The 14749-nt window shown below is 75.4% G+C and carries 14 protein-coding genes; 1 reads left to right on the plus strand and 13 read right to left on the minus strand.

Going from position 1 to position 14749, the window contains the following annotated elements:
- The 8 genes from QRT03_RS15620 to QRT03_RS15655 are packed head-to-tail and all read right to left on the minus strand — an operon-like array spanning position 1 to position 8594.
- On the minus strand, positions 1-831 hold the full coding sequence (locus QRT03_RS15620; RefSeq protein WP_286053823.1) for a mycofactocin-coupled SDR family oxidoreductase: 831 nt from the start codon (positions 829-831) through the stop codon (positions 1-3).
- On the minus strand, positions 801-1658 hold the full coding sequence (locus QRT03_RS15625) for a MaoC/PaaZ C-terminal domain-containing protein (RefSeq protein ID WP_286053824.1): 858 nt from the start codon (positions 1656-1658) through the stop codon (positions 801-803). Before QRT03_RS15625 ends, QRT03_RS15620 begins: the two co-directional genes overlap by 31 nt.
- On the minus strand, positions 1655-3232 hold the full coding sequence (locus QRT03_RS15630) for a class I adenylate-forming enzyme family protein (protein ID WP_286053825.1): 1578 nt from the start codon (positions 3230-3232) through the stop codon (positions 1655-1657). The genes QRT03_RS15625 and QRT03_RS15630 overlap by 4 nt, the downstream gene beginning before the upstream one ends.
- Positions 3233-3240: 8 nt before the next feature.
- Positions 3241-4497, minus strand: a complete 1257-nt coding sequence (locus tag QRT03_RS15635) for a cytochrome P450 (RefSeq protein ID WP_286053826.1) — start codon at positions 4495-4497, stop codon at positions 3241-3243.
- Complete coding sequence (locus tag QRT03_RS15640) at positions 4494-5435, minus strand: LLM class flavin-dependent oxidoreductase (RefSeq protein ID WP_286053827.1); 942 nt, start codon at positions 5433-5435, stop codon at positions 4494-4496. The genes QRT03_RS15635 and QRT03_RS15640 overlap by 4 nt, the downstream gene beginning before the upstream one ends.
- Positions 5432-6205: an ester cyclase gene (locus QRT03_RS15645; protein ID WP_286053828.1), complete on the minus strand. Its 774-nt coding sequence runs from the start codon at positions 6203-6205 to the stop codon at positions 5432-5434. The genes QRT03_RS15640 and QRT03_RS15645 overlap by 4 nt, the downstream gene beginning before the upstream one ends.
- Before the next feature lie 5 nt (positions 6206-6210).
- Entirely contained in the window at positions 6211-6987 is a 777-nt protein-coding gene (locus QRT03_RS15650; protein ID WP_286053829.1) for an enoyl-CoA hydratase/isomerase family protein, read from the minus strand.
- Complete coding sequence (locus tag QRT03_RS15655) at positions 6984-8594, minus strand: acyl-CoA carboxylase subunit beta (RefSeq protein ID WP_286053830.1); 1611 nt, start codon at positions 8592-8594, stop codon at positions 6984-6986. Before QRT03_RS15655 ends, QRT03_RS15650 begins: the two co-directional genes overlap by 4 nt.
- Before the next feature lie 99 nt (positions 8595-8693).
- Here QRT03_RS15655 and QRT03_RS15660 point away from each other — a divergent pair, with 99 nt between their 5' ends.
- Positions 8694-10451: an acetyl/propionyl/methylcrotonyl-CoA carboxylase subunit alpha gene (locus tag QRT03_RS15660; protein WP_286053831.1), complete on the plus strand. Its 1758-nt coding sequence runs from the start codon at positions 8694-8696 to the stop codon at positions 10449-10451.
- Here the strand turns inward: QRT03_RS15660 and QRT03_RS15665 are convergent, their stop codons facing one another.
- The 5 genes from QRT03_RS15665 to QRT03_RS15685 form a co-directional block, all read right to left on the minus strand.
- On the minus strand, positions 10452-11129 hold the full coding sequence (locus QRT03_RS15665; protein ID WP_286053832.1) for a TetR/AcrR family transcriptional regulator: 678 nt from the start codon (positions 11127-11129) through the stop codon (positions 10452-10454).
- Between the two features lie 68 nt (positions 11130-11197).
- A complete protein-coding gene (locus tag QRT03_RS15670) occupies positions 11198-12745 on the minus strand; it encodes a class I adenylate-forming enzyme family protein (protein WP_286053833.1) in 1548 nt (515 codons plus the stop codon).
- Positions 12742-13179, minus strand: a complete 438-nt coding sequence (locus QRT03_RS15675; protein ID WP_286053834.1) for a nuclear transport factor 2 family protein — start codon at positions 13177-13179, stop codon at positions 12742-12744. Before QRT03_RS15675 ends, QRT03_RS15670 begins: the two co-directional genes overlap by 4 nt.
- The gene (locus tag QRT03_RS15680; RefSeq protein WP_286053835.1) at positions 13176-13601 is read right to left on the minus strand and encodes a nuclear transport factor 2 family protein; all 426 of its coding nucleotides are present in this window, start codon (positions 13599-13601) and stop codon (positions 13176-13178) included. Before QRT03_RS15680 ends, QRT03_RS15675 begins: the two co-directional genes overlap by 4 nt.
- A gap of 12 nt (positions 13602-13613) precedes the next feature.
- A complete protein-coding gene (locus tag QRT03_RS15685; protein ID WP_286053836.1) occupies positions 13614-14732 on the minus strand; it encodes an NDMA-dependent alcohol dehydrogenase in 1119 nt (372 codons plus the stop codon).
- Between the last annotated feature and the right edge of the window lie 17 nt (positions 14733-14749).

The following is a 14749-nucleotide window of genomic DNA, read 5'->3' on the forward strand; positions in this document are numbered from 1 at the left end:
CTACTTCTGGGTGGCTCCCGCGTCCACGGGGAGCGCGATCCCGGTGACGAACCGGGACTCGTCGGAGGCGAGCCAGAGCACCGCGGCGCTGACGTCCGACGCCTCCACCCAGGGCACGGGCAGCGCGTTGATCGAGGCGAAGACCGGCTCGGCCTGCGCCGAGGTCGGGTGCTCCTCGCCCGGCACCATGAGCCGGTAGGTGGCCTCGTTGCGGATCATCGCCGTGTCGACGCCGGTGGGGTGCACCGAGTTGACCCGGATGTGGTGGCGTGCCATCTCGTTGGCGAGCACCCGGACCACGCCGACCACGCCGTGCTTCGACGCCGAGTAGGCGACCGTGTTCGGCACGCCCTTGAGTCCCGCCGTCGAGCTCGTGACGATCACCGAACCGCCGCGCCCCGCGTCCACCATCGGCCGCAGCGCCGCGCGCACCGTCCGGAACACCCCGGTCAGGTTGATCGCCAGGGTCTCCTCCCACATCGCGTCGTCGGTCTCCAGCGCGGGGGCGGTCGGGAAGATCCCGGCGTTCGCGCACACCACGTCGATCCCACCGAACGCGGCGACCGCGTCGTCGACCACCTTCGCCAGCCCGCCGCTGTCGCGGACGTCGACCACGTGGGCGAGCGCCCGGCGGCCGAGGCCCCGGACCTCGTCGGCCGTGCGCTCGAGCTCGGCCGACGACGGCATGTCGATCGGCGCCGACGCGATCGGTGCGCAGGCGTCCAGCAGGACGACGTCCGCACCCTCCTCGGCGAGCCGCAGCGCGTGCGACCGCCCCTGCCCGCGAGCCGCTCCGCTGATCAGGGCGACCTTGCCCTCGACACGTCCCATGACGCTCCCTCCGGGTCCGGGCCGCCGGACGCGGCCACGAGTTCGGCGTGTCCGCGCACCGCGGGCCGGTCGTCGGCGCCGAGCAGGGCGAAGGCCCCGGTCGCGTCGCACACCGGGCGCACGACGTCGCCGGCGACGACGGTGGCGTGGAACCGGGCGTCGAACGCCACGAGGCGCTCGCCGGGCCGGGACCGGACGAGGTGGGTGAGCGCGTACGCGAGGTTCGCCGGCCCCTGGTTCACGACGGCGGGCCCGAACCCGAGGGCCGCCGCGGCGTCGGCGTCGAGGTGGATCGGGTTGGGGTCGCGCAGCAGCAGCGCCAGGAGCTTCATCTCCTCCGCGCGGACCGTGATCGGCTCCCCCGCCGTCCCCTCGGGGCCTTCCCGACGACGGGTCGGGCCGGACGGCGCGGGGTCCGAGGCGTCCCGGCGCGGGAGCAGGAAGCCGTAGGTCGCGGTGATCACCGGGCTCTCCCGGCGGAGCTCGAGGACGAGCGTGACCTCGTCGAACGGACCGAGCACGCGGCTCGCGCGCCGGACGACCGACGTGACCTCCCCGGTGACCGTGTGGTCGGCGCCGAGGCGCAGCGGCGCGTGCAACCGCGCGGCGAACGAGCCCAGCACCGGCCCGGCGTCGAGCGGGGTGCCCAGGACGTCGAACAGCTCGCCGAGCGACAGGCCCATGCCGCGCTGCGGAGCGAGGAACGCCCAGATCGGGTGCGGGGCGGGCGAGCGGGGTGCCCGCACCGCGTCGTGGAGCAGCAGGTTCTCGTACCCGTCCACGCGGCTGGTCCCGCCCGGGACCCGCCAGCCGACGAGGCTGCTCACGCGGACACCGCCGGCGGCCGCGGGGCCTCGGTGACGCCGGCCGTGGCGAGGTCCGCCGCGATGCGCTCCCGCAACTCGACCTTGCGAACTTTCGTGCCGGACATCGGCCAGTCGGAGACGAAGCGGACGTAGCGGGGGACCCGGAAGCTCGCGACCGCCCCGACACAGTGCGCGACCAGCTCCTCGGCGGTGACCCGCGCCCCGGGTGCGAGCTGCACGAACGCGGCGGGGACCTCGACGTAGCGCGCGTCTGGGGCGGCGACCACGGCGACGACCCCGACGGCGGGGTGGGTCAGCAGGTGGTTCTCGATCTCCGCGGCGGACACGTTCTCGCCGCCGACCTTGAGCATGTCCTTGAGCCGCGAGCGGAAGGTCAGCCGGCCGTCGTCGTCGAGGGTGACGAGGTCGCCGGTGTGGACCCAGCCCTGCGCGTCGATCGTCGCGGCGGTCGCGGCCGGATCGCGGAAGTAGCCGTCGAACGCGGTGGGCCCGCGGAAGAGCAGCTCACCGGGGACGCCGGCCGGGACGTCGGCGCCCGTGTCGGGGTCCACGACGCGACAGCTCATCCCGGGCATCGGATGGCCCCCCGTCGTCAGGCGTGCCTCGGGCGGGTCGTCGAGGCGGCCGAGGGCGAGGAACGCCGAGGACTCGGTCATCGCCACGCACGAGACGTGCACCGCCCGCGGCAGCCGCTGCGCCATCGTCCGCAGCCGCTCGGGCACCCCGACCGCCATGACGAGGCGGATCGCCGACAGGTCCCGGTCCGGGGTGTCGGGGGCGTCGAGGACCGGCATCCAGATCGTCTCGAAGGCCGCCAGCGCCACGGTGATCCGCTCAGTCTCGAGCAGCGCCGGGGTGGTGGCCGGGTCGAACCAGCCCGGGTGGACGAAGGCAGCGCCCGCGGTCAGGGAAGCGACGGTGAACGTGATGCCGCCGCCGTGGAAGAGGGGGATCGCCGTCCAGACGCGGTCGTCCGAGGTCAGCGCCATGCGCTCGGCGATGCCGGCGGCGAGCCGGACCAGCGCCTCGTGGGAGATCAGCGCACCCTTCGGCGCCGCGGTGGTGCCGGAGGTGTAGACGAGGACGGCGGCGTCGCGGACGCGGGTGCCCGCCGTCGCGGCGGCGACCGCAGCCGGGTCCGTGCGGCCGCGCAGGTCGGCGACGTCGAGGTGGGCACGGAGCTCCGGGGTCGGCCCGGAGTCCTGTGCCGCAGCGGCGAGCGCCGGGAGGTCCGGCGTCCCGGGCGCCGGTGCGGCGGTGACCACGAGCGCGGCCCCCGAGTGCGCCAGCACGTGGTGGACCTCCCCGGCGCGGTACCGGGCGTTGACCGGGACGGCGACCGCGCCGACCCGCGTCACCGCGAGCAGCAGCGCGACCAGGTCGGCGGACGCGGGGAGCAGCAGGGCCACCCGGTCCCCCGGTCCGACGCCGGCGCTGAGCAGGCCGGTGGCCAGCTCCTCCGACCGCGCGGCGAGTGCCCCCGTGGTCAGCCGCTCGCCGTCGGCGAAGACGAGCGCCTCGCGGTCCGCGTCGTCGGCGGCCGCGGCGTCGACGAGCTCGGCCAGCGTGGTCACCGGGGCTCTCACCGCCGGCCCCCGACGGGGGCGGCGTCGAACGTGACCGGCAGCGAGCCCGCCGCACGGGAGGCGAGCGTCGGGATCCAGTCCGGCTCGGCGGTGACGCGCAGGCCGGGGAGCCGGCGCAGCACGGTGCCGACGGCGTGCCGGGTCTCGAGCCGGGCGAGCTGGGCGCCGATGCAGGCGTGGATGCCCCGGCCGAACGCGAGGTGCTGGTTGCGTTCGCGGTGCAGGTCGAGGACGTCGGGGTCTCGGAACCGCTCCGGGTCGCGGTTGGCGCCCGGCAGGACCAGCTGCACGCGCTCCCCCGCGCGGATGGTCCGCCCGCGCAGGTCGTGGTCGGCCACCACCCACCGCACCAGGACCTTGATCGGGCCCTGCAGCCGCAGCGCCTCCTCCACGGCCGGCGCGACGAGGTCGGGGTCGGCGGCCACGCGGTCGCGCAGCGCGGGGTCGGCGGTGAGCAGCCGGACGGCGTTGGCGATCGCGTTGGTCGTGGTCTCGTGGCCGGCGAAGAGCAGCAGGGCACACATCCCGACGAGCTCGTCGTCGGTGAGGCCCTCCTCGTCCCCGGGCCCCGTCGACTCGCCGGCGATCATCGCCGACAGCATGTCCCCGGCCGGGTCGCGGCGGCGGTCGGCGACGAGGTCGCGGAAGTACGCGGCCATCTCCTCCAGGCCCCGCAGCGCGCGGGCGTGGCGGTCGGCGCGGGCCTCGCCGCCGGTGCCGAACGCGACGAGGGCGAGCTCGTCGGACCACTCGCGGAAGCGGTCGCGGTCGGCGCGCGGCGCCCCGAGCATCTCGGCGATCACCGTCGCGGGCAGCGGGTAGGCGACGCCCGCGACGAGGTCGCCCGGACCTGTCGTCAGGAACGCGTCGACGAGTTCGTCGACGAGGGCCTGGATGCGCTCGCCCATCGCCGCGATCTGCTGCTGCTTGAAGGCGCCACCGGCCAGGCGGCGCAGGCGGGTGTGCGCCGGCGGGTCGCTGACCACCATCCAGTCGCTGATCAGCGAGAGCACCCGGTGCTCGGCGCTCGGTCCGCGCCCCTCTCGGCGTGCGAGGACCGGGCGGACCCGGTCCGACGACAGGGCCGGGTTGCGGAACGCGGCCACGATGTCGTCGTAGCGCGTGAGCAGCCAGGACCGGTGGGTCGGGCTCCAGTGCACCGGGTCGTGCTCGCGGAGCACGGCGGCGACGGCGGCGGGGTCGGCGACGGCCTCGGGAGCGAGGAGGTCGTCGGGCAGGTCGGTGGGGGTCACGGGACCGCCACCGCCGCGAGCCCCGGCGTCAGGACGTCGGTGACGAGCTCGAGGTGCCGTTCGACGAGGTCGTCGGGCAGGCCGCCGAGGTCGGCGAAGCAGAACACGTCGGTCACCGGCATCTCCCCGAACGCGGCGAGCTGCTCGCGGACGGCGGCGACCGCGTCCGGGCCGGTCCGGACCTTCAGGCGGGGGAAGGTCGCGTCGCCCGAGCTCTTCGAGGCCTCGTCGTTGCCGCGGTAGGACGCCCGGTTGCGGCCCGCGGCCTCGCGCAGCCGGGTCTTCGCCGCCTCGGGGTCGTCGGCCAGGAAGAGGTTGACCAGCCCGCCGACCCGGCCCGTCTCCCCGTCGTGGCCGCCGGCCGCGAGCCCCTCGCGGTACGGGCCGAGCAGGTCGGGGTCGAGCCAGAGCAGCCCGGCGCCGGCCCGGCCGGCGAGCCGGGCGCCGCGCGGTCCGCGGGCGCCGACCCACGTGGGCAGCGGGTCCTGCGCCGGGGCAGGGGTCGCGGCCCCGTCGGCCCAGAGCGCCGGGAGCCGGGCGAGCTGCTGCTCGAGGACGTCGTAGCGGGTGCGGTGGTCCGCGCCGACGCGGGTGAATTCCTCGGCCCGCCACCCGGCGCCGAGACCGAGCTCGAGACGCCCGCCGGAGACGAGGTCGACGACGGCGGCCTGCTCGGCGAGGGTCTCGACGGGCACCAGCGGAGCGATCACCACCCCGGTGCCGATGCGGACGCGCCGGGTGCGGGCGGCGAGCGCCGCCGCCATCGTCAGCGGCGCGGGGAGGTAGCCGTCGGCGAAGCCGTGGTGCTCGGTCAGCCAGACGGCGGCGAGCCCGCGGTCCTCGGCCGCGGCGACGCGGTCGAGGGTCCGGCGGTACACGCCCGCGGCGTCCTGCCCGGCGGGCACCCGCAGGTCGAGGTAGAGCCCGACGCGGGTCATCGCGCACCCGCCGTCGTGAAGGAGCGGGCGAGGCCGAGCCGGTCGCGGATCACCCGGCCCCGCGCGACCCGGCCGCCCTCGACGTCGACCAGCGCCGCCGCGTGCAGCGTGGCCGCCGCCCCGGGGTGCTCGTCGCCGCGGTGCGGGCCGCGGACGGTGACGTGCACGGCGGCCCGCGGGCCGGCGACGACGACGTCGTCGACGGTGACCTCCCCGGGGTCCACCAGCACGTCGGCGGCCCGGCCGTCGTCGACGACGACGTCGCCCACCGGCGGCAGCCCGGCCGCCGCCCACGCCCGGACCACCCGCTCGGTGTCTGGGTCGGCGGGCACCGCCGTGGTGTCCCACGGCGCGAGGGTAGGCGGCGGGACGACGTCGGGGACGCCGTCGGCGAGCTGGCGGCGACGCGCCTGGTAGTCCTGCTCGACCCGGTTCGCGGTGAGCCGGGTGCCGTTCCAGGTGTAGAGGCCGATGCCGCCCCACACCGCGGCGCGGCCCTCGTGGCGGGCGGACGCACCGTGCTCGCTGAAGTGCAGGGCGAGCCGCTGCCCGTCGGTGATCACGTCGTGCACCGTGAGGACGAGGCCCGGGAACTGCTCGAGCTGGCGGCGGGTGGCGGGCTTGTAGGCGTCGTCGCGGCCGGCGAGCACGTGCGGGCCCATCCGCAGCACGTAGTCCGGTTCCATGATCTCGTCGCAGACGGCGAGGTCGGCGCGGTTGGTGTAGTCGACGACGTAGCGGCGCATCAGGGCGACGAAGGGCTCCACCACGGGGTTCACCGCCCCTCGAAGCGCGGCGGGCGCTTCTGGGCGAACGCGGCGATGCCCTCGGCGGTGTCCTCGGAGGACTGCAACAGCGTGATCGCGTCCAGCGACCAGCTCGTCTCGCCCGTGTCGATCCCGCGGTTGATCATCCGTTTCCCCACCTCGACGGCCAGCGGCGCCGCAGCCGCGACCCGCTCCCCCAGCGCGAGGGCGGCGTCGAGCAGCTCGTCGTGCGGCACCCGGCGTTGCACCAGGCCGATGCGCTCGGCCTGCTCGGCGTCGATCCGCTCGCCCGCGAGCACCATCCATTTCGTCCAGTGCCGGCCGATGACGGCGGGCGCGCGCAGCACCCCGAAGCCGGGCACGAGGCCGATGCCGCTCTCCGGCATCGCGAAGGTGGCCCGGTCGGAGGCGAGCACGAGGTCGCAGGCCAGCGCGAGCTCGCACCCGCCGCCGAACGCGTAGCCGTTGACCGCGGCGATCACCGGGAGCGCGCACTCCTCGACGGCGGCGAAGGTGCGCAGGCACTCGGCCTGGAACGCCCGCCGGGCGGCGATCCCGTCGAGGTCGCCGAACCCGGCGATGTCCCCGCCCGCGGAGAACGCCTTCTCCCCGGCGCCGGTCAGCACCACCGCGCGGGTGGTGCCGTCGGCCTCGAGCCGGGCGAGGACCTCGCGCAGCTGCGGCCAGAAGTCGACACCGAGCGCGTTGAGCTTCTCGGGCCGGTCGATCGTCACCACGGCCACCGCGCCGTGGTCGGCCAGCGTGATCTCCGTCAGGTCGCTCACGGACGTCCTCCCCGGTGCCCCACGCGCTGCGGCCGTTCGCCCCACGCGACGTCGATCGCCGACGCGATCGTCGAGCGGGTGGCGGACGGGTCGATGACGTCGTCGAGCGAGAGGTGGGCCGCGGCCTCCCAGGGCTCGGACTCCGCCCGCCACTCGACGGTCAGCTCCGCCGCCCGGGCGTCGCGGGCCGCCGGGCCCTCCTCGGCGTGCAGCCGGTCCAGCGCCCGGCGGTGCACCGTGCGCACCCCGGTCTCGGGCGCCATGAAGCCCATCTCCGCGCCGGGCCACGCGAAGAGGAAGTCGGGCCGGGTGGGCCGGCCGCCCATGGCGAAGTGCCCGCCGCCGTAGGCCTTGCGCAGCACGACCCCGACCCGCGGGACCTGTGCCCGGGCGATCCGCGAGACGGTGCGCTCGTAGGCGGCGAGGATGCCGCCCTGCTCGGCCTGGCGGCCGATCATCAGGCCGGGGACGTCGTGCAGGAACACCAGCGGCAGCCCGAAGGTGTCGCAGAGGTCGACGAAGTCGTGCTCCTTTGCCAGCGCCGCCGGGTCGAGCGCGCCGGCCCGGACCAGGGGCTGGTTCGCGACGAGCCCGACGGGCCGCCCCTCGATCCGGGCGAGGGCGCAGAGCAGGCTCGAGCCCCACCCGTCGGCCCACGGCAGCACGCTGTCGGCGTCGGCGACCGCGGCGAGCACCTGGCGCATGTCATAGCCCGAGCGCGCACCGGCGGGCACCAGGTCGGCGAGCCCGGCCGGGTCCCGCGCCGGGTCCTGCGCCGTGGTGACCGGGGCGGGCAGGGCGGCGTTCGACGGCAGGTAGGACAGGAACGCGGCGATCGCGTCGAGCGCGTCCTGCTCCCCGGCGACGACGAGGTGGGCGTTGCCCGCCGCGGTCGCGGCGGCCGGCCCGCCGAGCTCGTCGTCGCTGACCCGCTCGCCGATCGCCGGCTCGACCACCGACGGTCCGGAGAGCGCCACCGAGGCGCCCTGGGTCATCACGACGAAGTGCGCGGTCGAGGCATGCAGCGCGGAGTCGCCGTAGGAGGGCCCGAGCACGGCGGCGGCCCGCGGCACGGCCGGGGAGCCGTCGGTGGCACCGAGGAAGCTGGTGAAGTCCAGGGGCAGGCCGGAGAAGCGCCAGCCCATGACGTCGGGCATCCGGCCCCCGTCGGCGTCGCAGAGCAGCACGAGCGGGAAGCCGCCGCGCTGCGCGTGCTCGATCAGCCGCCCCTGCTTGCGCATGCTGATCGGGGCCGTGGTGCCCGCGACGGCGGTGGCGTCGATGCCCACCACGCCGACCCGGCGGCCGTCGAGCAACCCGAAGCCGGTGACGACGGCGTCGCCCGGTACCGGCTTGTCCCGCCGGATCTCGGGCTCGGCGAGCGCACCGATCTCGAACCAGCTGCCCTCGTCGACGAGCAGTGCCACCCGCTCGCGGACCGGGAGCCGGCCGGAGGCCCGGTGCCGGGCGAGCGCGTCCTCGCCGCCCATCGCCTCGGCCGCGGCGCGGCGCCGGGCGAGCTCGGCGCGCGGGTCGGACCCGGGGTCGGACCGGGCCTCGCCCGCCGTCCGGCCGTTCGCCCGCGACCCGGTCTGCTCGAGTGCCACCGTTCCGCCGCTCCCGTTCGTCGCCCGTGACCGTCGGGGCCACGCTAATCTACCATCCGATCGTTTGGTAGATGTCGATCGTCGGACGGGGAGGACGCCGTGCGCGGAGCCGTGCTCGTGGCCAATCGCGGGGAGGTCGCGGTGCGGGTGCTGCGGGCGTGCCGGGTGCTCGGGGTGCGCGGCGTCGCCGTCTACTCCGACGCCGACGCCCGGGCCGCCCACGTCCGGGCGTCCGACGTCGCGGTGCGGATCGGGCCCGCGCCGGCACGGGAGTCCTACCTCGACGGTGCGCGCCTCGTCGGGGTCGCCCGGGAGCAGGGCGTCGCCTGGGTGCACCCCGGCTACGGCCTGCTCTCCGAGGACGCCCGGTTCGCCTCCGCCGTGCTCGACGCCGGGCTCGGCTGGGTCGGTCCGCCCCCGGAGGTGATCGCGCAGCTCGGCGACAAGGTGGCCGCGCGGGCGGCCGCGCGCGAGGTGGGTGTGCCCGTACTCGACGGCACGGACGCTCCCGTCGACGCGACGACGCCAGGTCTTGCCGATCTCGCGGCCGCGATCGGGTTCCCGGTGCTGGTGAAGGCGGCGCACGGGGGCGGTGGCCGGGGCATGCGCGTGGTCCGCCGGCCGGCCGAGCTCGACGACGCCCTGGCCGCCGCCGGGCGCGAGGCCGCCGCGAGCGCGGGACGCTCCGAGGTGTTCCTCGAGCGTCTCGTCGAGCACGCCCGGCACGTCGAGGTCCAGGTCCTCGCGGACGACCACGGCGCCGTCGCGGTCCTCGGCGACCGCGACTGCACCGTCCAGCGCCGCCACCAGAAGCTGCTCGAGGAGGCTCCCGCGCCGGACCTGCCCGACGCCCTGCGCGCCGCGATGCACGACGACGCCCGACGGCTCGTGCGCTCCGTCGGCTACCGGGGCGCGGGCACCGTCGAGTTCCTGCTCGACCCCGCGGCCGGCCGGACCGTGTTCCTCGAGATGAACACGCGCCTGCAGGTGGAGCACGGCGTCACGGAGATGGTCACCGGGGTCGACCTCGTGGCCGCGCAGCTCCGGATCGCCGCCGGCGAACCCCTCGCGGGCGTCCTCGGCCTCGACGGCGACGTCCCCGTCCGCGGTCACGCCGTCGAGGCCCGCATCACCGCCGAGGACCCGGCCGCCGACTTCCGCCCGTCACCCGGCCACCTCACGGCCCTCACGCTGCCGTCGGGTCCGTTCGTCCGCTGCGACGTCGGCTACGCCGCCGGCGACGACGTCCCATCCGCCTATGACTCGCTGCTGGGCAAGGTGCACGCCTGGGCCCCGGACCGCGACACGGCCCGGGCCCGCCTCGCGGCGGCGCTCGACGAGCTCGTCGTCGACGGGGTCCCGACGACGGGTCCGCTGCTGCGCGAGGTGCTCGACCGGCCCGCCTTCGCGGCCGTCTCCCACGACACGGGGAGCCTCGAACGGGACTGGCTCCCGACGACCGCCGCCGTGCAGTCGACCCCACCCGTCGTCGGGACCGGGCCGGACGACGGCAGTCGAACCGTCGAGCTCGACACCGACGCCGGCCCGCTGCGGCTGCGCGTACCGGGCCGGGCAGGGACCGGGACGGCCCGCCCCACGCGGACACGGACGGGGCGGGCGGTCACGGCCGACGACACGACCGGCGGCGGGCTCACCGCTCCGATGGACGCGACGGTCGTCGCCGTGCCCGCCCGGTGCGGCGTCCGCGTCGAGGTCGGCGAGGTGCTCGTGGTGCTCGAGGCGATGAAGATGGAGCTGCCGGTGCGGGCGACGAGCGCCGGGGAGGTCGCCGCGGTGCACGTGACGGCGGGCGACGGGGTCACCGCGGGAACGGTCCTGGTCGCGGTGACCGGCTGATCAGGAGGCGGCGCGGCCGACCGGGACCCGGCTGCGCACGGCCTCGGGCGTGGCGACGCCGTGGATCGCCATCGCCGCGAGCTGCTCCCCGATCTGCTCGGGGGTGGAGGGGCCGTCCGCGGAGAACCACCGGTACACCCAGTTCGTGGAGCCCAGGATCGACAGGCCGGCGATGCGCGGGTCGACCTCGGGCCGGACGAGGCCCTGCTGCTGCGCCTCGGCGACGAGGTCGCGGAACACGCCCTGGTAGACGTGCCCGCTGCCGAGGACCGACTCGCGACGGTCGGCGGGTAGCGACGCCAGCTCGTGGAGGAACACCGCGGTCGGCACGAGGTGGCGGCACTCGTGGACCACGTGCGCGCGGATCGTGCGCTCCAAGCGGTCCAGCGGGTCGCCGGGCGGCTCGGCCGCGGTGCGGACGACCGCGTAGCCCTCCCGGTGCACATCGCTGATCACCTCGAAGAGCAGGTCCTCCTTGGACTGGATGTAGTAGTAGAGGCTGCCCTTGAGCATCCCGAGCCGGTCGGCGATGTCCTGCAGCGAGGCGCCGTCGTAGCCCTTCTCGTAGAAGACCTGGGTGGCCACGTCGAGCAGCTGCGCCCAGCGCTCCTCGCGAGGCTTCCGCTCTCCGCCGGTGCGGCGGACGCTGCGGCCCGCGGGCCGGCGATCCTGTGCCATCGTCACTCCCTGCAGCTCACCCCGACCCGACAACCATACGGTCGGTAGTCGACGGGCCGGTCCCCGCCTCAGCCGACCAGGGCACGGCGGGACAGCCGCGGCGCCTCGACGACGCCGCGGTCGGCGAGCAGGGCCGCGATGCGCTCGCGCAGCGCGCCCTTCTGGATCTTCGTGCCGGACATCGGCCAGGTCTCCACGAACTCGACCCAGCGCGGCACCTTGAACGTCGCGAGGACCTCGGCACAGTGCGCCTGCAGCTCGGACACCAGCGCGGCGTGGTCGAGCCGCCGGGCGACGGGGGTGAGCTCCACGAACGCCGCGGCGACCTCGCCGAGCCGGGCGTCCGGCGCCCCGACGACGGCGACCACCCCGACGGCGGGATGGGTCGCGAGCCGTCCCTCGACCTCCGCGGCGGCCACGTTCTCCCCGCCGACCTTGAGCATGTCCTTGAGCCGGCTCACGAAGGTCAGCCGGCCCTCGGCGTCGCGGCGCACGAGGTCCCCGGTGTGGAACCAGCCGTCGTCGTCGATGCGCTCCGCCGTCGTGGCCGGATCGCCGTGGTAGTACGCCATGCGCGACACCCCGCGGTGGAGGAACTCGCCGATCTCGTCCGGGCCGCACTCCCGGCCGGTCTCCGGGTCGGCCACCCGGGCCTCCATCCCGGGCAGCGGCACCCCGCTCGTCCCTGCCCGCTTCCCGGGCGGGTCGTCCACGGAGCCGACGCAGCAGAAGCCGGCCGACTCGGTGCCGCCGAGGCAGGAGATCTGGACGGCGCTCGGCAGGCGCTCCTGCATCCCGGCCATCCGTTCCGCCGGACCCACGTTGATGACGGTGCGCAGCGCGGGCACGGTGTCCGGGCGCAGGTCGGGGTGGTCGAGCACCGGCAGCCAGATCGTGTCGAACGCCGGGAAGGCGACCGTCGCGCGTTCGGCGACGAGCTGGCGCACGGCCGTGTCCGGGGTGAAGGCACCGACGTGGACGAGCGTGCACGCGGCGGCCAGGGACCCGACGAGCAGGTCGATACCCCCGCAGTGGTGCAGCGGCAGCGGGGTCCAGAACCGGTCGGCCGGGGTCAGCCGCAGCCGGTCGACGAGGTTCTCCCCCAGGGCCGCATAGGCGCCGTGGGTGTGGACGCAGCCGCGCGGGCGCGAGGTCGTGCCCGACGTGTAGAGCAGGACGAAGGGGTCGTCCGGCGAGAGGTCCCGCGGTCCGATGGCCTCCTCACCGGCCTCGAGGTCGGCGGGCGTCACCGATCCCGGCCCGGCCAGCGCCGCGAGCTCCGGGGTCGCGACGACGACGGCCGGGTCGGCGTCAGCCCGCAGCCAGGCGGTCTCGTCGACGGTCCCGCGCGGGTTGAGCGGGGTGGGGAGGGCCCCGAGGGACGCCGCCGCGACGATCCCGACGACGGCGTCGAGCCCGCTGGGCAGCACCAGCAGCACCCGGTCGCCGCGCGACACCCCCGCCGCCGCCAGCCCCGCGGCGACGCGGCGCGACCGGTCCCGCAGGGCGGTCCAGGTGGTGCGCTCGTCGGGGAACACCACCTCGGCCTCCGGTGAGGTCACGACGGCGGCGTCGAGGAGCTCCGGCAGCGTGCGCAGCACCCGCGCCCCGGTCACGCCGGGACCTCCTCCCCGGGCGCGATGACGCGACCGCCGAGCGCCTCGACCAGGACGAGCGGGTCGAAGTACTCCGCGAACCACGTGATCGCCCCGTGCTCGACCCGGAACCGGGAGACGTAGTGGTTCCGGTAGGGACGGTCGGTCGCGAGGATGCGGGCGTCGCTCGCGTAGTGCGCGATGACGGACGCCGGGTCGCCCTCGACGAGGTCGAGCCGGTAGTCGTGGAAGTTCAGCGGCGTGATCATCGCCGGCATCCCGTCGAAGAAGCCGGTGACGTCGGCCTTGCCCTCGACCCGCCGGGGGAACCCGGGCGGGGCGTAGGGCAGGTCCATCACCACGTCGTCGGCGAACGTCGTGGCCAGCGCCGCGAGGTCCAGGGCGCCGACGGCGTCGAGGTAGCGACGGACGACGTCGCGGGAGTCCGTCGTCATGCCTCGAACCCCTCCATCTGCGGGGTGGTCAGCGGCGAGATCACGCGGCTGGCGATCTTCCACCCGTCGGCGGTGCGGCGGTACGTGTCGACGTTGAGCGCGATCGCCTTGATCGACGCCCCGCTCGTCGTGCGGCCCTCGGAGAACACGTAGTTCGTGCCGTGGGCGTGGTCGGCGTCGTCGAATTCGACGACGTGGTTGGTCATGATGTGGAACTGCTCGGCCATCGAGGCGGCGTCGCGCTCGAAGAAGGCGAGCACCTCCGCGCGGCCCTCGAAGCGCTGCAGCCCGACGGCGCTCGCGTCCCACACCGCGTCGTCGGTGTAGGCGGAGATCGCCTCCTTCGGGTCCTGGCGGTCGAGCCCGCGGGCGTAGAGGTAGGTGGCCTGGACGATCTCGGCCCGGTCGTTCGCGTCCGGCATGGCTCGAGCTCCTCAGTCGTAGACGATGACGCCGCGGACGTTCTTGCCGTCGTGCATGTCGCGGAACGCCTGGTTGATGTCGTCGAGGGAGTAGGTGCGCGTGATGAGCTCGTCGAGCTTGAGCTCCCCGCGCAGGTAGAGGTCGGCCAGCAGCGGCACGTCGCGGCGCGCGACCGTGGTGCCGTACAGCGAGCCCTGCAGCCGCTTGCCGGACATGGCGAAGGTGAACAGGTCGAACGGCACGTCGCGCTGGAGCACCGGGGCGGCGCCGGTGAGAACCATCGTCCCGCCGCGCCGGGTCATCTCCTGGGCCGGGTTCATGAGATCCCCGGTCACCACCCCGACCGTGATGATCACGCGGTCGGCGCCCTGGCCGCCGGTCAGCTCCGAGACGATCGCCGCGGCCTCGTCGTAGTCCTTCGCCGTGTGGGTCGCCCCGAACTCGGTGGCGGCCTCGCGCTTGAACTCCGACGGGTCGACCGCGACGACGTTGCGTGCGCCCTTGTGCTTCGCGCCCTGCACGGCGTTCATGCCGACCCCGCCGGTGCCGACCACGACCACGGTGTCGCCGAGCTCGATCTCCGCGGCGTACACCGACGAGCCCCACCCGGTGGGCACCCCGCACCCGATGAGGGCGGCCTTGTCCAGCGGCATCTCCGTCGGAATCTTGATCACGGCGTCGAGCGGGGCGCAGACGTAGGGCGAGAACGTGCCGAGGTAGGACATGCAGCCCACGCCCTGCCCCTGCGCGTGCACGCGGTGGGTGCCGTCGGGGGCGACGCCCGCGAGCACACCCGCGCCGAGCTCGCACATGTTCGACTTCCCGGTCACGCACATCCGGCACTTCCCGCACGAGGGCAGGAAGGAGAGCACCACGTGGTCGCCGGGCTGCACGTAGGTCACGCCGGGCCCGACCTCCTCCACGACGCCCGCGCCCTCGTGCCCACCGAGCACGGGCGACCACGGCAGTGGGATGTCGCCGGTGTCGAGGTGGTCGTCGGAGTGGCAGACACCGGAGGCCGCCAACCTGATCAGCGCCTCGTGTTCCTTCGGCGCATCGATCTCGATCTCCTCGACGCTCCAGCCCGAGCGCGTGCCGGGCTCCCAGAGCAGGGCTCCGCGGGTCTTCATGGGGTCGTCCACCTCTC

It is taken from the genome of Actinomycetospora termitidis (genome assembly GCF_030286555.1).
Lineage (GTDB): Bacteria > Actinomycetota > Actinomycetes > Mycobacteriales > Pseudonocardiaceae > Actinomycetospora > Actinomycetospora termitidis.